The 18,911-nt window shown below is 45.9% G+C and carries 17 protein-coding genes; 11 read left to right on the top strand and 6 right to left on the bottom strand.

Annotation, left to right across the window (positions count from 1 at the left end; genetic code table 11):
* Positions 1-33 precede the first annotated feature (33 nt).
* From AC3A8L_RS02575 to AC3A8L_RS02565, 3 genes are all read left to right on the top strand, one after another.
* Complete coding sequence (locus AC3A8L_RS02575) at positions 34-399, top strand: response regulator (protein WP_487960659.1); 366 nt, start codon at positions 34-36, stop codon at positions 397-399.
* 488 nt (positions 400-887) lie between these two features.
* Positions 888-2,084, top strand: coding sequence for an amino acid aminotransferase (locus AC3A8L_RS02570; protein ID WP_487960658.1), 1,197 nt, complete (start codon positions 888-890; stop codon positions 2,082-2,084).
* 174 nt (positions 2,085-2,258) lie between these two features.
* On the top strand, positions 2,259-3,485 hold the full coding sequence (locus tag AC3A8L_RS02565) for a cyclic di-GMP phosphodiesterase (RefSeq protein WP_487960657.1): 1,227 nt from the start codon (positions 2,259-2,261) through the stop codon (positions 3,483-3,485).
* Positions 3,486-3,513: 28 nt separating this feature from the next.
* On the opposite strand, the gene AC3A8L_RS02560 is transcribed toward AC3A8L_RS02565, so the two are convergent.
* Complete coding sequence (locus AC3A8L_RS02560) at positions 3,514-4,164, bottom strand: RluA family pseudouridine synthase (protein ID WP_487960656.1); 651 nt, start codon at positions 4,162-4,164, stop codon at positions 3,514-3,516.
* A 349-nt stretch (positions 4,165-4,513) separates the two neighbouring features.
* Here AC3A8L_RS02560 and AC3A8L_RS02555 point away from each other — a divergent pair, with 349 nt between their 5' ends.
* The 8 genes from AC3A8L_RS02555 (at position 4,514) to AC3A8L_RS02520 (ending at position 10,758) form a co-directional block, all read left to right on the top strand.
* The gene (locus tag AC3A8L_RS02555; RefSeq protein WP_487960655.1) at positions 4,514-5,524 is read left to right on the top strand and encodes a DNA polymerase III subunit delta'; all 1,011 of its coding nucleotides are present in this window, start codon (positions 4,514-4,516) and stop codon (positions 5,522-5,524) included.
* A 143-nt stretch (positions 5,525-5,667) separates the two neighbouring features.
* Positions 5,668-6,018 (top strand): PilZ domain-containing protein, encoded by a 351-nt coding sequence (locus tag AC3A8L_RS02550; RefSeq protein WP_487960654.1) that lies wholly within the window; start codon positions 5,668-5,670, stop codon positions 6,016-6,018.
* Positions 6,019-6,153: 135 nt separating this feature from the next.
* Positions 6,154-6,930, top strand: a complete 777-nt coding sequence (locus tag AC3A8L_RS02545) for a TatD family hydrolase (protein WP_487960653.1) — start codon at positions 6,154-6,156, stop codon at positions 6,928-6,930.
* Positions 6,927-7,406: a transcription elongation factor GreB gene (gene greB, locus AC3A8L_RS02540; protein WP_487960652.1), complete on the top strand. Its 480-nt coding sequence runs from the start codon at positions 6,927-6,929 to the stop codon at positions 7,404-7,406. Before AC3A8L_RS02545 ends, greB begins: the two co-directional genes overlap by 4 nt.
* Before the next feature lie 267 nt (positions 7,407-7,673).
* Entirely contained in the window at positions 7,674-8,465 is a 792-nt protein-coding gene (locus AC3A8L_RS02535) for a head GIN domain-containing protein (RefSeq protein WP_487960651.1), read from the top strand.
* A gap of 55 nt (positions 8,466-8,520) precedes the next feature.
* Positions 8,521-8,907, top strand: a complete 387-nt coding sequence (locus tag AC3A8L_RS02530) for a GntR family transcriptional regulator (protein WP_487960650.1) — start codon at positions 8,521-8,523, stop codon at positions 8,905-8,907.
* A gap of 1 nt (position 8,908) precedes the next feature.
* On the top strand, positions 8,909-9,796 hold the full coding sequence (locus tag AC3A8L_RS02525) for an ATP-binding cassette domain-containing protein (RefSeq protein ID WP_487960649.1): 888 nt from the start codon (positions 8,909-8,911) through the stop codon (positions 9,794-9,796).
* Positions 9,796-10,758, top strand: a complete 963-nt coding sequence (locus AC3A8L_RS02520) for a hypothetical protein (RefSeq protein ID WP_487960648.1) — start codon at positions 9,796-9,798, stop codon at positions 10,756-10,758. Before AC3A8L_RS02525 ends, AC3A8L_RS02520 begins: the two co-directional genes overlap by 1 nt.
* 109 nt (positions 10,759-10,867) lie before the next feature.
* Here the strand turns inward: AC3A8L_RS02520 and AC3A8L_RS02515 are convergent, their stop codons facing one another.
* From AC3A8L_RS02515 to AC3A8L_RS02495, 5 genes are all read right to left on the bottom strand, one after another.
* Complete coding sequence (locus AC3A8L_RS02515) at positions 10,868-11,527, bottom strand: RluA family pseudouridine synthase (RefSeq protein ID WP_487960647.1); 660 nt, start codon at positions 11,525-11,527, stop codon at positions 10,868-10,870.
* A 19-nt stretch (positions 11,528-11,546) separates the two neighbouring features.
* A complete protein-coding gene (locus AC3A8L_RS02510; RefSeq protein WP_487960646.1) occupies positions 11,547-12,770 on the bottom strand; it encodes a heme biosynthesis HemY N-terminal domain-containing protein in 1,224 nt (407 codons plus the stop codon).
* Entirely contained in the window at positions 12,770-14,224 is a 1,455-nt protein-coding gene (locus tag AC3A8L_RS02505) for a uroporphyrinogen-III C-methyltransferase (protein ID WP_487960645.1), read from the bottom strand. The genes AC3A8L_RS02510 and AC3A8L_RS02505 overlap by 1 nt, the downstream gene beginning before the upstream one ends.
* A 9-nt stretch (positions 14,225-14,233) precedes the next feature.
* Complete coding sequence (locus AC3A8L_RS02500; RefSeq protein WP_487960644.1) at positions 14,234-15,001, bottom strand: uroporphyrinogen-III synthase; 768 nt, start codon at positions 14,999-15,001, stop codon at positions 14,234-14,236.
* A 625-nt stretch (positions 15,002-15,626) separates the two neighbouring features.
* On the bottom strand, positions 15,627-18,497 hold the full coding sequence (locus AC3A8L_RS02495; protein ID WP_487960643.1) for a S8 family serine peptidase: 2,871 nt from the start codon (positions 18,495-18,497) through the stop codon (positions 15,627-15,629).
* Positions 18,498-18,911: the final 414 nt, after the last annotated feature.

Genomic DNA, 18,911 nt, shown 5'->3' with positions numbered 1-18,911 from the left:
ACTCAAAGTGTTGATTGATAAAGGTTAGCCCGTATGGCAATCCCGCTACTGATATGTGATGACTCTAATATGGCCAGAAAGCAGGTCGCCAAATCGTTGCCTAGTGGCTGGGATGTGGATATCACCTTTGCTAAAAACGGCTTGGAGGGTGTGCAGGCTATACGTGAAGGCAAAGGTGAGATGGTTTTTTTAGATCTCACTATGCCGGAGCTGGATGGTTTTGGAGTATTAGAAACTATTCGCGCTGAAGACTTAAACGCAGTGGTGATTGTAATATCCGGTGATATTCAGCCCCAAGCTAAAGAGCGTGTTATGAATTTAGGGGCCTTGGAGTTTATCCATAAACCCATCAATGCAGATAAGTTAAGTAGTACCCTAGAGCGGTTTGGTTTGTTGTAGCTGCTCTATTTTGCTTCCTATCTTATTGATTAAAGGCGTTAGGGGCGAGGCAATAATAGTTTGTTCAATTAGACGAGGGCGCCTGCTTCTTCAACAAGGCGCTCAAAGGGGCGCATGCCGGGGCATGTAACGCTTTGAGTAACGCTGTTGAGGGAGTAGGAGGCAAGTATTATTGGATAAAGTATTTTTTCCTCGGCCCTTACATGCCTCGGTAACTGCTGTTGCATCATCCTGATAATGTATACCCCTAAACGAAACAAAGTCTAATAACCTGCCTCCTTGCAGGCTCCTTCGTCTAATTGGATGCGCTGTTATTGCCTCGTCCCAAGCAGTTACAGGTTAGTCGTGCGCGTGCATTATTTTATGCACTATTTCTCCTCATCTAATGACCTTGTATTTACCTGCCAAGGCAGGTGATAATCGCTCGCATAATGATTTCTCCCTGTGTAAATGGTTGAAATTAATCACCTTTTTGATGAGCGATGGTCATGTTTAACTCTTTACAGGCATTGCCTGCGGATCCGATTCTAGGTTTGATGCAGCGCTATCGCGAGGATGCTAATCCACGTAAAGTGGATTTAGGTGTGGGCGTTTATAAGAATGATGCCGGACAAACACCCGTTATGACGGCGGTAAAAACGGCAGAGGCGCAGCTGTTAGAGCAGCAAACGAGTAAAACGTATATTGGTCCAGCCGGTAACGAAACCTTTATTACGCATATGAAAGCGCTCGCATTCGGGGAGGCTTTATCCGCGTTTGATTCACGACTTGCAGCAATTCAAACGCCCGGCGGCTGTGGCGCTCTTAAGGTGGCTGCAGAGCTTATTAAGGCGGCATCGCCTTCCGCGACCATATGGGTGAGCAACCCTACTTGGGGAAATCATATTCCCTTGCTAGGTAATACCGGTTTGCAACTTTGCGAGTACGCCTATTTAAGCGAATGCCAAACAAAGCTGGATTGGCCGGCAATGCAAGCCGCTATCAAGCAGGTTAAGCGTGGTGATATTGTGTTGCTTCACGCCAGCTGCCATAACCCCACAGGCGTTGACCTGACGCTAGAGCAATGGCATTGGCTAACCGCTAAAGCGCAGGAGCAGGGCTTTATTCCTTTTGTCGACATGGCTTATCAGGGCTTTGGTGAGGGGCTTGATGAAGATGCCGCGGGCTTACGTTATATGGCCGGCGCGTTGCCAGAGCTTATATTGGCGGTATCTTGCTCAAAAAACTTTGGTTTATACCGTGAGCGCGTAGGCATGGTTGCGGTGCTATGCCCTAGCAGCATTACAGCACAGGCCGCAAAGACGCATATGTTAAGTATCGTTCGTGGTATTTACTCTATGCCACCGGACCACGGCGCTGCCATTGTGGCGCAACTATTATCGGATAAGGTACTAACGAATAGTTGGCAAGATGAGCTTAATGTTATGCGGGGTCGTATTCAGCAACTACGCTCCAAATTTGGCGTTATAATGACCGAACTGGGTTTACCTGAGTTTCAGTTTGTGGCGAATCAGCGCGGGATGTTTTCTTATTTGGGAATCTCGCAACCACAGGTAGCCTGGCTAGCCGAGAAAAAGAGTATTTATCTTTTGGGGAGCTCGCGCGCAAGTATCGCGGGCTTAAGTTACGATAATCTTGAGTATGTTTGTCATTCGCTAGCAGAATCTATTCATCGGGTGGGGTGATTTTTAATCAAATTGTTGTGTGAAGAGTGGAGTGAATGTCTCACTTTTGTCTGGTGTCGTGTGCTTGATTGCTTGCGTTGGCCTGCAGATCCACTAAAGTGGAGTTATACATGGAAGTTATCGAAATAAATACAAAATGCATTGAAGCATTAAAACGTTCGCCGAAGGTGCTGAATGTCTGATACCACTGTTAAAGTGCATGTCTCCGAGTTAAGGGTCGGCATGTATATTTCTAAGCTTGATCGCGAATGGCTCGATACGCCGTTCCTGATGCAAGGCTTTTACATCGAGTCTGTCGATGACGTGAATACTGTGTGTCAGTACTGCGAGAACGTGTGGGTGGATACAGCACGTAAAGCCAAAGCGAATGATGATACTAATACACCGACAGCATTTGCCAATGGCAATGACAAATACCCTCATCAAGCGGATGTGTATCAAGAGCATCGCCGCAGCACAGGTTTCTTTGGCCAAGCGCGTTCCTTAACTAAATCTCTGTTAGATGATATTCAACTTGGCGGTGCCATTAATACGGATTCCGCTAAAGCCACGGTTAACGAGTGCGTACAATCGGTCATTCGCCATCCCGATGCTCTCATGTGGATGACACGCCTACGTAACGAAAGTGAATATACTGCCGAGCATTGCTTAAATGTTTGTATTTTGGCTGTTGCCTTTGGTCGTCATCTCGGTTTGAGTGAAGAAGAGCTTCAGCAGCTAGGTCTGTGTGGCTTGCTGCACGATGTTGGTAAAATGCGAGTGCCGCCTCAGGTGCTGAATAAGCCCGATCGACTGACTCCCAAAGAAATGCGCATGATGATGGCGCATACGATTCACGGCCGCAATTTATTGCTCAGTGCGGGTAATATCTACACCGGTGCTATTGATGTGGCGTACAGTCACCATGAGCGTGTCGATGGTACTGGTTACCCCCGAAAATTGCCGGGAGAAGGGATCTCTCTCTTCTCTAAAATTATTGCCATTGTTGACGCCTATGATGCAATGACAGCTGATCGCTGTTACCAGAAAGCCCGCACGTCAACGGATGCCTTGAAAGTGATCTATCAAGAGCGGGGCAAGCAGTTTGATGAACAGCTGGCGTTGGCGTTTTTAGAAACTGTGGGCTTGTACCCTCCCGGCAGCGTTGTTGAGTTAGTCTCTGGCAAAATTGGTATTGTTATAGAGGCCAGCCAAAAATATCGCCATTTACCCTGCGTTTCCGTGATTTTGGATGCCGAGCATAAGCGTTTAGATAAACCCGAGATGTACAACCTGTCCTTAATTCAAACCGAAGGTTTGAGCAAAGAATACTTAATTCGACGTGTTCATCCCGACGGCTCTTTTGGTATATCGCTTCGTGAATTTCAAGAAAAAGGTCTCTTAAAATATACCGGTAGCTAGCGCTTATTCGGTATTGCTTCCTCGCCCCTTACGTAATCTGTTGAATTAGACCTTCAAGGCTAGCGGTGTGATTGATTTGCATTGCTGCGTCAGTTATCGGGTGGGTGAATGCAATCTCTGTCGCGTGAAGCAACAGCCTAGGTGCACGCAAGTGTGAATCATCGATGTTGTACAGATTGTCCCCTAATATCGGATGGCCCAGTTCTAAACAGTGAACACGTAATTGGTGAGAGCGGCCAGTAATTGGCGATAGCTTTACCAGTGACACATTGGCCTGTTCAAAGTGCGTGAGTAGTGAATATTGCGTCGTTGCTGGCTTGCCGGAATCAAAGCACACTTTTTGTTTGGGGCGATTAGGCCAGTCGCAGATCAGTGGTAGCTCTACGCTGCCGGTATCGAGCTTTGGTCGGCCCTGAATAATGGCTTGGTAGGTTTTGTGAATGTTACGCTTTTCAAATAATTGCCCCATTTCTTTTTGTGCATTATGGCTTTTAGCAAAAATCATAATGCCCGACGTGGCCATATCAAGCCGGTGAACCACGCGAATATTGGCGTTATAGGCCAGTGCGTGCGCTTGCAGGCAGTCGGGCTCTGTTTTACCGGGCACACTCAGTAAACCGGGTGGTTTATTGAGTATCAGTAGGTGTTCGTCCTCAAAAATAATATCTATAGCGGGCATAAGTGGGGCGGGATCGTTAAAAGCTAGTGGGAATCAAGCGATGTTGTTGTTTGCTTGAGCTGTGGGCGTTACGGTGCATTATCCTAAAAACCGCAGTCGAAGCGTCAAAGTATACGCATCCCCTTAGCGCACCTAACGTGCGGTAAAAATGACTCATCACCAATAAGGTGGCCACGCATTTTCACTGCATGCTATGCACACCAAGGGAATACGCATCTTTTTGACTCTCAACTACGGTTTTTAGGATTATCGCAAGAAAGCGGCACCGCTGGTATGCTGCCGACCTTGTTAGAGTGTAAATATTTTCAGCGGTGCCCATACGGCACTGTTTCAATTGAGTTAAGCCTTTATGAATTCGCCTACCACTGCTGCCTTTGCTCAACCGCCATACCCTTGGTTCTATGATTATTGGCAGCAGTTTGTCACGCAAGTGAATAGCCAGCGCTTGCCGCACGCGCTATTACTGAAAAGTATTGATGGCATGGGGACCCGTGGCCTGGCCATGGCTATGGCGCAGTTTTTGTTGTGTCGTTCGCCGGCGGAAACACAGTCGTGTGGTCGTTGCCGAGGGTGCGACTTAGTCGCAGCCGGATCACACCCCGATTTTGCTTTTTTGGAGCCCGAAGAAGGCAGTCATATTATTAAGATTGCTCAAGTTCGTGAACTCTCGCGTGTTGTTGCTAACACCGCACAGCAGGGTGGCCGTAAGGTGATACTGGTGGCTCCGGCAGAGGTGATGAATGTTGAAGCGGCCAATGCCATTTTGAAGAATTTAGAAGAACCTTCCGGTGATACCGTATTCCTGCTGGTGGGGTATCAGGCTGCACGTATATTGCCTACCATTCGCTCCAGGACGTCACAAATTGCACTGCCCACGCCCAGCTGGGATGAAGCGCTTGGGTGGTTATCGCGCAACCAAGTTAGCCAGCCTGAAGTTATTCTTCGGGCGGCAGGCGGCGCACCGGTAAAAGCATTGGAATGGCTTGATGGTAATCAGCTTGAGATTCATAACGATATTGCCGAGGCTTTAGCCAAAGGCTTAAGTGGTGCCTTGTCGCCAGTGGATGCGAGCAAAAAACTCGCGACGTTTGATGTACCGGTTGTTTTTGGTGTTGTGTTGCAGTGGTTGCAGCGCGCGATAAAAGTGAATTGCGCTGGAATGAAGGATGATCTTGAAGTTGTTGGGATATTGGCCCAGTTGCTGCCAGTGCATCTATACTCATTACTGGATACCGTTCAGGGTCGTTTGGCGCAGTTAAATGCGGGCAGTAATCCCAACAAAGTCTTAGCCTGCGAAGAGTTAATGCTAATTTTGTTAGGTTTTAAGGCCGAGCAGCAGCGCTTGGCGCGGCAAACCTAGACACTGGCGCGTTAAGCGCTTATTGTTCGCAGCAGCTTATAGAGGTTGGCTTTACTTGAAGGGCGCGATCTAGAAAAAACGCTCGTTATTTCAGTGGTACTGATTACCAGTGTGAAGCAAAATAATAAAAAAGAGGCAAAATTATGCAAGGTATTGGCGGTGCTCGTAACGGCATATTGTCGTTAACTATTCGTGATAAAGCAGTGTTATACGCCGCTTATATGCCGTTTATTAAGCATGGCGGCTTGTTTATCCCTACCAACAAATCTTATAGCCTGGGCGATGAAGTCTTTATGCTGCTCAACTTAATGGATGAGCCTGAGAAATTACCTGTCGCAGGTAAGGTGATTTGGATTACGCCTAAAGGAGCCCAGGGCAATCGTGCTGCAGGTATTGGCGTGCAGTTTGATGGTGATGATGAAACCGCCAACCGCAAAATAGAGACGTATCTTGCGGGTACGCTAGAATCGGATCGCCCTACGCATACAATGTAAGTACTAATACTGGGCTTAGGTCATTACCTAGCTCATAATCCGCGCAGCAATCGTTGCGGAAGATGTTTCGAAAGGCCGCTTGCGGCCTTTTTATGTTTTTATACTCCCTAAATTAAGTTATCAAGAGGTTCCTGCATGCTTACCGATTCACACTGCCACTTAGATAGGCTTGATCTGACCAAAAGCGATAACAGCGTTGAGGTTGCGTTGGACCAGGCGCAAGCGCGAGGCGTTAGTCGGTTTTTGTGTGTGTGCATCAGCGATGAAAACCGCAAAGCTGTGCTGGATATTGCAGCTAAGCGCGATAACGTTTTTGCGTCGGTGGGGATTCACCCTTGTGATGTTGGTGAGAGTGTTGTCAGCGATGCCACCTTAACCGATTGGTCTACGGCACCCAAGGTCGTTGCGATAGGGGAATCTGGATTAGATTATTTTCACAGTACCGACTTTGTTGAGCAGCAGAAGCAAAGTTTTGCTAACCATTTAATCGCCGGTAAAGCGCAGAAGTTACCTGTCATTGTGCATACTCGCAACGCAAAAGAGGATACTCTCTCGCTAATTGAAGAGCACGGCTGTCGAGAAGCTTCGGGCGTTATGCACTGTTTTACCGAAGATTGGGATATGGCTAAACGAGCGATGGACTTCAATTTTTACATTTCAATTTCAGGTATCGTTACCTTTAAAAATGCCGAAAGCCTGCGCGATGTTGTACGCAAAACCCCGTTAGATTATCTACTAGTAGAAACGGACTCGCCGTACTTGGCCCCCATCCCTTATCGCGGCAAGCCTAATATGCCCGCTTATGTGCGTGAAGTGGCCGAATATGTCGCCGATTTAAAAGGCATTAGTTACGATGCTTTGGCTGAAATTACCACCGCTAATTTTTTGCGTTTATTTAATCGCGCGCAATGAGCCGCTCTGCTTATATTACGCGCGTAGGCTATGAGGCGCTAAATGCCGAGCTAAAGCAGCTCTGGAAAGTAGAGCGTCCTCAGGTAACTCAACAGGTACATGATGCGGCCGCCCTCGGGGATCGCAGTGAAAATGCCGACTACATTTATGGCAAGCGGCGCTTACGCGAAATAGATCGCCGCGTGCGCTATTTGGCGAAGCGCTTAGATGTGATCACCGTTGTGGACTACTCCCCCCGCCAAGAAGGCAAGGTCTATTTTGGCGCGTATGCTGCGCTCGAAAATGAAGATGATGAGTTGGTGCATTACCGTATAGTCGGGAGTGATGAGATTGATGCACACTCCATTTGCATCTCTGTGGACTCGCCAATGGCAAAAGCGCTAATTGGTAAGTCTGTTGATGATGAAATTCGTGTCCAAACGCCAACAGGTTTGGCTGAATGGTGGATTACGGCCATTCAATATCAGCCGTTTTAGCGCTTCCCTCTGGCCTCTTAATACCTCCCATAACACCCTACTGGTAGTACTCTGCCGACTTTTTTAGCCTGGGGTCTATTATTTTTTTTGTTGTAACTCATTGATTTAAAATACATATATATTATTTGTTGAAGCAGGTGCCATATTTTTTTGGGGGTGAAGTTGCGCTTTTGAGTTATGGTGATATAGTTGTATATAACACTGGTTGACGGCAACGCCAGCTTCGGTGACTCAAATACAACTTAAACACATTGAAAGGATAAGGTTATGAAATTTATGCCAGTGGTTATCGGAGTATTGTTAGCGTGGGTGATGGTGCTTTGTACGCAAACAGCATTAGCCGAAGATATTGTTGAGCGCACGGTAGCAATCAGTGACGTTACTCAGTTACAGGTTGAGGGGGATGGGACACTGGTGTTACGTATAGGCGCCGAGCCACAACTGAAAATGACAGCCCCAATTTCGCAGCTTGATAAAGTCACCGTCAATGCTAAAGGTCCTATTTTACGCATACGTAAGAAAAATCGGTGGGGGTGGTTTTCTGAAAGCTCCAAAATCGCTTATGAAGTGACATTAACGCAATTGCAGTGGCTGGAGGTGTCGGGCGGAATGGAGGTTAATGTTCTTTCAGCGGTTAAGGCTGAAAATTTTGAATTAAATGTTAATGGTGGTAGTACCATTAATTTTTCAGAGCTTACGGTTAACAATAAGCTGCAATTGAAATTAAATGGCGGCTGTGATTTTAAAGTTGCCAGTTTAAATGCGAATGAATTAGAAATTCATGGTAATGGCGCGTCTGATATTACAGTTGCCGGTAATGTTAAAACGCAAACCCTTAAGTTTAATGGTGCATCAAATTATAACGCCTATGCCTTAGAAAGTAGTGTGGTCGATATACATAACGCGGGTGCAAGCGACGTTAAGTTATGGGTGAAAGAAAAATTAGATTTGCATTTAAATGGCGCCGGTACCGTCCACTATTACGGAGACCCGAAAGTTTATTCGAAAATATCTGGTGTGAGTGATGTTGTACGTAAAGGCGATGTTCCTCCTCTTTAGTGCGAGATTACAGTTATGGCTACAGTTTATTTATCATTAGTATTGAGGTGTGCTTATGCAGGATCAGTGGAATGATGATCAGCCCATTTATCGCCAGTTGCGCGACCGTATGGTGGGCTTAATTTTAGAAGGGGCGTTTGTTGAGGGTGATGCAATACCCTCCGTGCGCACAGTGTCAGCTGACTATCAAATTAATCATTTAACCGTATCAAAGGCTTATCAAGCATTGGTTGATGAAGGTTTAGTCGAAAAAAGAAGAGGGTTGGGTATGTTTGTTATTACTGGGGCACAAGATAAAATATTGAAAGCTGAAAAAACACAGTTTTTAACCGTTGAGTTACCTAAGCTAGTGCAGCGCATAGAGCAGTTAGGTATCTCTAAGCAAGAGTTGCTGGGTTATCTGCCTTTACAGAATACGCAACCTGAAAGTAAGGAGGCGTAACGTGAATATCGATACTAAGAGTGATTTTATTGCTAAGGCCGCGGGTGTTAATAAACGTTACGGAAGTCATCAAGCATTAAAAAATATTAATTTCACTATCGAGCCTGGGCGCATAGTCGGGCTTATTGGTCCGAATGGGGCAGGTAAAACAACGTTATTAAAAGGGTTGTTGGGTTTGGCCTCGGTGGACGGTGAGTTGAATGTGTTGGGTTTAAATCCAGCAAAGCAGCGTACCCAACTGATGGAGCAAGTCAGCTTTATTGCCGATACCGCTATTATGCCGCGCTGGTTAAAGGTGAGTCAGGCTGTCGATTATGTGGCTGGCGTACACCCACGTTTTAACCGTGAAAAAGCACAGCATTTTTTGGCCAAAACAAACATTAAATCCAATAGCCGTATCAGTGCTTTATCCAAAGGCATGATTACCCAACTTCATTTGGCTTTAGTAATGGCTATTGATAGTCGTTTATTGGTGTTGGATGAGCCCACATTGGGTTTGGATATTGTCTATCGTAAGCAGTTTTATAATGCGTTATTAAGTGATTATTTTGATGAACAAAAAACCATTATCATCACGACACATCAAGTGGAAGAGATTGAGAACATATTGACTGATTTGATGTTTATTAATCGCGGTGAGCTGGTATTGGATTTACCGATGGAATCTGTCGGGGAGCGCTTTACTGAATTGAGTGTGACGAAGGCGCAACAAGCCGAGGTTGAGCAGGCCGGTTATCGCCCGATTAGTGTGCAGCAACGCTTGGGTGGCGTAAGTCTGTTATTTGAAAATGTTTCGAGTGATTTATTGGCTCCGTTTGGGCAAGTGCGTACGCCAACCATTGCTGATTTGTTTGTCGCTAAGGTTAATCCAACAGAGGTGGGAGTATAATGGAACGCTATATTATTCCGGTTAAACGTGAAATGTGGGAGCATAACGGTGCGTTTATTAAGGCGCCTATCGTTATTTTTGTTTTGTTATGTGTGTCAATACTTGTTGCAATAGCCGTCGGGCGCGCATCAGAGTTTAGTCATAGTTACCAGTATGATAGCCACGAGGAAACACAGCATGAAGGTGATGTTCGTGAATTTGATTATCACGACATTGTCATAGGTGAAGAAGACGTGCCGCACAGCAATCATGCAGCAAGTACGATGCCTTTTCCGGATAAAGACGTGAGCGAAGGTGCCGGCATAATTAATAATGTTGGTTATATGGCTTTCTCGGGTATTTTATTTTTCATTTCACTGACGTATCTCTTAGGGTGTTTGTCGGCTGATAGAAAGGATGGCAGTATTTTATTTTGGAAGTCGATGCCTGTTAGCGAAACGCAAAATGTATTGACTAAAGTGGTTGTAGCTTCCTGCGTATTGCCGGCCATTGCGTGGTTGTGTGCCTTAGCCTTTAGCTTAGTATTGTTGTTGGTTGTTACGGTGCTTGCGGTAATGTCTGGTTTTGACGGGGCAATGGATATTGTCTGGGCTGAGCAAACATTTATAGGCTCAGCTTGGCAATATGTAGGATCATTTTTAGCTGCATCGCTATGGCGTTTACCTCTAGTCGCTGGGTTATTGCTAGCTTCGGCATATGCGAAAAAAACGCCTTTTCTCGTGGCTATTATTCCCTTGCTGGGCAGCGTGATTTTTGAAAAGATTGTCTTTGGTTCGACGGGAATGTTGTCGCTGTTTATGAGCTATATCTTTCCTGATTTTTCCACGGCGTCGAGCGCCTCTTCGGGTTGGGGTGATTTGTTTGCGGTCTTAACTTTAATGCAGTTTTGGGTAGGTACTATTATCGCGGCTGGTATGTTGTACGGTGTTGTTTGGTTGCGAGAAAATCGTTACGAAAATTAATTTTTCAATATGTTATTGAGTTTTACCGCATAAAAAAACCCCGTTAAGGCTTAGTGTTAACGGGGTTTTTTTATGACTAAAAGGGTGCGCGTCTATCTGTTGCGTGTACTTATAAAAACGATGTGCTTGTATCGATGATTATTTCTTTGTGGGTAAATGGGTGTTTGAACTGTAAGGTCTTAGCGTGTAAACAAAGGCGCGGTTTATTACTCTGAGATTCTTGATGGCCATAAAAGGGGTCGCCTAAAATAGGGTGGCCGATAGCGTCTAGGTGTACGCGTAATTGGTGGGTTCGGCCGGTGAGTGGGCGTAGCTCAAGCAGTGCGATATTTTGTTCGGGGTTGCTTTCAAGTATCGTGTAATGGGTTACGGCTTCTTTACCGTTGGCATCTACTTTTTGAAGTGGAATATCATCCGGATTTGAGGCTAGCCTTAAATCAATACTCCCTTTCTTTTGTGCTGGAATACCCCATGCCAGTGCGTGATACGTTTTTTGTACTTTACGCTCTTGTAGCTGCTTTTTTAAGGCGCCTTCGGCTTTTTTCTGTTTGGCAAAAATCAATACGCCAGAAGTATCACAGTCTAGGCGATGCACTAAATGGATTTCATCAAATGCCGACTGTAATCGGGTTAGTGCGCAGTCGTTTGTATGCGCCGCTCGCCCTGGGTTACTCAGTAAACCGCTGGGTTTATTGATGGCCAGGTAGTATTCGTCTTGAAAAATAACGGGCGGTAAGCCCGCTGGAGGTTGATAACTAAATATACGCATTGAAAGGGGATGTTCCGGTTTAAGGGATAGTTTTGCTGGGTAGCGATGTATTGGCGCTGTGCAATAAGCCTTGCTGAAATAATGCATTGCTATTCTTGTGTTCACCTAAATGGCTTAGTAAGCGAGCCAGTTCTGCATAGGTTTCGGGCGCTGGTTTAAGCTTTAGGCTTTGTTCTAAATAGTCGCGCGCTTTACCCCAGAGTTCACAGCGCAATGCAATTCGCCCTAGGGCTAGCAGCAATATGGGGTTGTCGCCTTTGTGGTCTAACCAGCGCTCGGCGTATTGCAGTTGTAAGGCGGTATCTTCAACTTTGGTGCGGGCAAAAAGATTAATTAATTCATCGTCGTAATGTTTTTTAAGTAGTTTTCGTAGGATGGGTTCGGCCGTTGTATCGCACTTCAAATTAAGTAGCTGTTGAATGTAGGCGTATTCCAGTGTGCGATCTTGTTTGTTGCCTTTAGGTATCGTTTGCCACACGCTACTGAGGGCATCTGGTGTTGTGGCGCAAGTAATCAGGCCTTGGTAAATATTGCGTTCGAGGTTTACTTGTTCATCATTCGATAATATACGGGCTTTTTGGAAGCGAGGGAGTAGTGCATGCAAGGCGGGCCAATCTTGTTGGTCGCGATGTAAGTTCAGTAGCATGGTTAATAAACCGTGATGCAAGCGGTGTTGGCTGAGTGCGGTATTAATCAAGCGCAAGGCTGCATCGGTTTGCCCCTGCTTTTGGTGATAGCGCGCGCGGCTCATCAATAATGTTACCGCATGGGCTTTGTCATCTAGGCGCTCGGCTTGCGATAAAAAGCTGTCGGCTTCATTAAATTGATTTAAATCGGCAGCGGTATTAGCGGCGTTAATTAGGCTAAGTGTGTCGGTGTCCTGGCCTTTAGTTTTTGCAATTTTTACAAAGTTGCGGTGGGCTTCATGAATATTGCCTTCCCAGAGTGCGGCCATGGCGCGCTCTTGGCGTTTCCACAGTAAGCTTTGTGATTTAGCGGGCCACCAAGTAACGGTTTTAAGGGTGGCCTTCCATGTTCCTTTGATCAGCGCTATTGACCACCAAATACTGATGAGAATTAATATGAAAAGCAGTACTGCCATCCCAAAACGCATTTCGATAATCTGACCGCCTACAGCGATTAATACGTAGCCAGGGTCGCGCTGCATCATCGGAATGAGGAACATTGCAGCGCAGCCGATAAAAATAAAGGGACAAAACACCCACACTAAAAACTTACGCATTAGCGCGCTCCTTTTGTCTTGCTGTTGTTTAAGCCCGCGCTAGGTGCATTTAAACGGTGTTGCTCAGCAATATAGCTGTGTAATAGTTTTAGTGAGTGTGAAATGTCGGGTAGTATCGGTGCAATATCTTTTTGCGCGAGTGCAATCACTTCTTCGGCAAAGGCGGCGCGTTTAGGGGATTCAAAATAATATTGATTAACGAGTTCGCTGGCCGCTTTGAGACTTTCTTGGTAACTGACGGTATCTTCTTTAAGTAATGATATTTGTGCTTGTTCTAATAACAGGCGCGTATTCAATTGCATTAGCTGTAAACGCTGTTGTGAAACAATAGGGTTGGCGAGCTCTGTGTCTGGGTACATTTCGAAAGAGTTACTTAAAAAAGACAATACGTTGTCCATTTCACGTTTGAATGTTGCCCAGGTAGTTTCGCGCATAGGCTCTTTCTTTTTACTGTTGCTAAAGCGTTCCTCTTTGCCGGGTAGGGTGGGTAGTTGTTCAATGGCGCGAGCGAGCGAGCCTAACTTTAAATAGAGGCCTTGTGTGTCTACCGATTCGATTAAGCGCAGCGCTGTAATTTCTTCTGCGAGCAGCTTGCGTATAGCAAACAGTTCTCTATCGCCTAAGCCAGCGCTAACGCGTTCCATGATGGCGTCTGCACGGGTGAGTAACGCAACAGCATTGGCCGGTGTGCGCTCCATCAATACGCGCTGGTTGGCCAGCTTAAGAAGGTATTCCGCCTCGGCTAGTAACCAGTCTTCGCGTGATGTTGTTGAAAGGCCTGTTAGCCGCTCTTGCTGGCCATTTAAGCGTGCTTCATGTTCTTTTATTTGTAGCTTTAGTTTTTGAGACTCGGTTGTGGCTTCACGGCTGACTGCCTTGAGCTCACCGTCGACGGTTTGCCTTAATGCTTTTAGCTGATTGGACTGGCTTTGTTGATCACTAGAAAGTTGGCTCTCCAATTCACCCTTTAAGGTGGTTAAAGCACTTTGGATATCAATATTTTGTGTTTGGTAGCGCAGGGCTTGTTGATAGCCCCAATAGCCTGCGGCAGCAGTTGTTCCCCAGCCAATAACAATTAAGGTTCCAAGTAGCCAAAACCCTTTTTTTGAGGCTTTTGGGTTTTGTGTTGAAGCGGGTGGTGTTGTAGCCGTTGGTGTTTCAATTATATCGATGGCTTCGCTAGTGGGTTGTGGCTCGCTAACAATGATAGCTTCTGTAGCTTCTGTAGCTTCTGTAGCTTCTAAGGTCTCGGCCTCTGTATTGGCCACGGGTTGTTCTGGCGCTGGATTTTCTTCTATTAAATGGCTGTCAGTTTCGGTGCTGGTCGTTAATGCGTCGCTATTGTTATCGGGCAGAGACGTATTATCTTCTGCAGTATTCTGCGCCGACGTTACTGTCGCGTTATCGTCTGCTGGGGTATCGCTGGTAGCTGTATTGTTGGGCTTATCGTTCATCGATAATCCTTATTGTGAGCGTGAGTGAGTAAGGCATTGGCGTGTGGCGGCTAGCATGGCGTCTTGGCTGGCATTCGCCGCCACAGTCACGTTACTAAAGCCGGCTTCACGGGCCTGGGTGGCAACCCGTTGCGCGGGTACAATTAAGGTCGTTTCGTGTTTATTCATGGTAGAGGGTAGTGCTAAAAGCAAGTTTTGCAGTGTTTCTCCGCTAAATAGTGGAATTATATGCTGCCTATTCTCCGGTAATGCGGCACATTGCTGAGCTGCTTTGTTGGGCAATGTTCGCTGGTAAAGTTCACAATAACTTACTTTTGCGCCGCGCTGTTCGAGTACTTCGGCTAGTTTGGGGCGTCCACCTTGGCCGCGACAAATTAACACTTTTTGATGGCTTACCTGTTGCAAGCTAGGAAGCGCGAGCAAAGCCTCGCTATTCATCGCCTCGCCGCATTCAATAACGTCTGCTTGATGGCTGCGCACAGCCTCCGCGGTTTTGCTACCTACGGCATAAAACTGAATGCCGGCGGGCATTTGGGGCCAGTAGCGATCAAGCCAGTCAAATGCGTGAGCAACAGCATTTTGGCTAACAAAAAGGACATGCTCAAATTGATCTAAGTCTAACACCAAGCGTTTAATAGCTTGCTGAGCCGCTTCGCTACTGATCGGTACGATTTCGAGCAGTGGCAAGGCTACGGTTTCCCCTAGTGTCGACAACTGTTGCTGCCAGAGTGTGTTCTGGTGGCTAGGGCGAGTGGACCAAAAGAGGGGGCTGTGCATGATGATTCATGACCTTGTGTAATAAGGCATGAGTTTACTGCAAGTGCTGCAACAATCCCACTGGATAGCATTTTAGGGGGTAGTTGTGAGCAGAGTGGAATCCTTGTGTTTAAAAATCATGGTTACAGCGCCTAAGCAAGAAGTTTTCATCCGCATGCCTTCATTGTGCAGTGATGTGTCCTCGCTTTGGGGTTGCGGGCTAAAATACACGGGTCACCCACATTCGTGCTAAACGCTAAAATTTTATTAAGCTTTACTCTATCTATGTAGTTTCTGTTTGGGTGTCGTATAACTCAGTGCCTTAACAGTGGTGGAGCTATGTTATCTAAATCATTATCATTATGATTCTTGGATTGAGTTGGCGGGCACAAAAAAAGCGCAAAGCCATTAAGCAATTGCGCCTTTTAAATTTTCAGTTGATGCGGTTGGAGCTTCATCTCCAACCGCATTGTGAGTAAGTTAGGGACGAGGAAACAATATTTCATCCACTAATACTTGATATCGACTCCCCTACCTTCGTTGCTCAAAGCGTTACATGCCCCGGCATGCGCCCCTTTAAGCGCCTCGATAAGAAAGTCGATCTCTTCGCCTAATTGGATAAACTATTATTGCCTCGTCCCTTAGTTTAATTAATGTAATTATAGTTTGGGTTTAAGACAATATTGCCAATGGCGATATCGCCTTTCCAGCCATTTTGGTGATCATACCGAATACGGTATTTAGTTTTACCGTTTTGGCTGTTATCAGCATGGTGGCTCGCCCAGCCCGCCAAGTTAAGACTTACGTGCTGCCATTCATTTTTATTGGCTGCGCTGACATTGTGCCAAATGGGTACCCAGCTATCCCTGTCAGGGTAGTAGTACTCCACATACAGAACACCTTGGTTGCCGCCCCATTTGTGCATGTCGAAATCCAATATCCATTTCTTGGGGTTAATATAGCCTTCATTAAATTCAAGTATGGCATCGTCGTAGGTTTGGGTGAAGTCGGAACCCATACCTGAATAGTTGGAGGCTTCAAAATAAAAATAGTTAGAATTACCTTGGTGATCCATTTGTCCGGCCGGGCCTGCCGAAGGCCCAGTGCCTAATGATGGCGTTCCTTTGTAACCGAACATGTGACGCCAAGGGCGCTGGCCGCTCACCTTTAAGAAGGGGTTGTAGGTACTAGCAAGAATAATTTCAGCGCAGGAGCCTCCGTCACAAGTTGCGACAAGTGAAGCGTTTTCTGAGTCCAAACCTATATTGCGCGGATCAATAAATAGTTTGTATAACCCGGGTACAGGGTTTTTTATAAAAATATTTTCGATATTGTTGCGATTGTCTCGCTCGACACCACTTGTGCCCAGTAGGCTGTAATAGTCATTGCCAAAATTGTTACCGGCATACTGGTGCGTAACACTTCCATCTACATAGCGATAAGCGTAAAGGTTGAAGTCTAAGACAAGTGCATTCTGTGCGTTGGTGACAGCGGGTCGATCTATCCACGCCATTGTTACGTTAAGCTCTAGTGTGCCGGGCTTTACGTCAATGTAATAAGCTCCTTGCGTCGCGTGATTAATGCCTGCGTTGGCTTGATCGTAGCGATCACCGTGAGGCAGCGACCGCGATCCACCGAGGAGGGCGTCGTGAACCAGCGGCAATTCTTTTGCGAAAGGGTAAGCAGAAACATTACTGCGAACAGCGTTTTGGGCCATGGTAATATTTTCTACGTTTGCAACACCCCAACCTTGAGTGTTTTGTTCGAACTGGGTTAGCGGGTAGCGCTCTGCCGTATTGATCATAATGGCTTTCGCCATAGAGGTAGTTGGCCTGTTAGAAAAGGCTTCGGCAACTTCGCCTACCGCTAGCGATCCACCTTCACCGTCATCATTACCATGAATGGCACCTTCGGCCCACATCTGGTAAAGAATGCCGAACTGCCCAGCAACGTAGGGGGCGGCTAAACTTACTCCGCACACAGCTTGACTGGCAAGATTAATACTGGTGTCTGAGGAAGCTACTGCCGTGTTGTAACAATGCTCAGCAATAAGGTCGGGTTTTACACGATTATCGGGAGTAATCATTTTAACAGAGCTTAGCGTGTTGGTTGGTCCGAAGCCCCAAGTGTGATCACTCTTATCGGTGGAGCGGTTAAAGTGAATACTTCCTACAGCAACTCCATTTTTAGCGTAGGCAGGCTGCATTGTGCTCCGGCCATCGTCTGGATCACTGCCTCCTCTATTTCCCGTTGGCGTCACCATTAAAATATCATTGGCTCGAACAATTTCATCGACTTCACGTGCGATACTATTGTAACGATTAGAGTCCGCTATAGCATCGCCTGTGTAGGTTTGTTCTATACCGTCAACGGTTCGCGTTAATATTTCATAATGAGGGATGGAGAAATTTTTACTGCCAACTTGTATTGGGGTGCGTAATGGACCTGCTAATTCAGCAACCGCGTCGCTCAAGGATGTTTCCCCTACGCTCCAGCTAAGCCTCCCTGCAACTAAGTCGCCGAGTTTATGCCACTCACCGAGCAGAAAGTTGGCATTGGGTGTTGGGCCGGTGGTACATCGATGTATATCTGAAGATGAAGCGCTAATACCGTCACTGCCTATAACACTAAAAACCACCGTGCCGTGGCCCAAGGCGTTAAAATCACCACCGTTGCCGAGTTGGCTTTTACTGAGGGATATACCTTCATAGCTGCTTCTTGCGATTGTTTGTTGGCGCTGCATTACAAAATTATCAGTGCCGTCATCGTTTTGGAATGCCATGTGAGATTCGCGAAAACCGGAGTCCCATACTGCTATGTTAACGCCTTGGCCAGTGTAATGACCTACGCTGTTACAGGATTCGTCAAACGAAGAAAGTGGCGTAGTGCCATGGGCTGCTCGGCTAATTACGGAGTCTATAGTCAGTGTTTCGCTAACGTTATCGAGAGATGATTCGCTTACATTAATAACTAGGTCTGAACTTAGAACTGTGGTTAATTCTCCAGTATTCAACTCCAAAAGTATACTCGAACTTTTCGAGTGAATATTGATGTTGGCTTTAATTTCGTGTGCGATTAAAAACTGTTTAAACTGTTCTTTAGTGTTTTTTTTTGCGTTAGCCATTACCACAATGTAAGCGTCGCGCGGGCCAATATCGGCGATAATTTTTCTCGAAACTGATTTTTGTAGGCGCTCTGTTAGTTTCATCTCAGGTAAGTATTTTACAGCCCATTCAAAGGCATCGCCGTGAATCTCCCCAAAATCACCTTTGGCTAGATAAATGCCGGGCGCCACTATTTGCACAAGCTCTAGTGACTCACTTAGGTCCGCTTGTTTGGTGGTTTTTGAAATCTTTGTAAGATACAAACTGCCTTCGTTACTAATTTTACCCGTTAGCAGTAGTGGGGAAATCGCCCGTGTCTCGGTGTCTATTTGGAAATGCATATAGTCGACTATTTCTGCCTGCGAAATTACAGGCGTTAACGACGCCAGTATCGCAGCATACAACTTTTTCATTTTATATATTCCTTTGTTATAGTTTGATAATTATGCTGGTGATTAATAAGTGGGCGCTACACTGATTATGTGTTGGCCGTTATGTTTTATTTTTAGATTATTTTTTTCGGGCGGATAGTAGCACTAATTTTTTCGTTAATAAAAATAGTTTCTATGTGATGCGATTGTGTGTTTTTGCTTATATTGGAGAGGGTGGGAGTAGGCAATGAGCATTTCGATCAAGTGTTGTATCCATTTTGCTCATTTGGGATGTCTTGTTTTAGAATGTTATTTTTTATTATTTTTCCTATTGATATTCTGAAAATAATAATTTTTTTATGTGTTGTAGGCTGTTTTTTTGTTTGATATTTTTTGTTTTGAATGTGGGGGAGGCTTTTTGAATCGACGTGTGTTCGGGGGCGAGTGGTCATGCTG

This window comes from Marinagarivorans sp., assembly GCF_982758155.1.
This window is presented reverse-complemented; position numbering and strand designations above follow the sequence as displayed.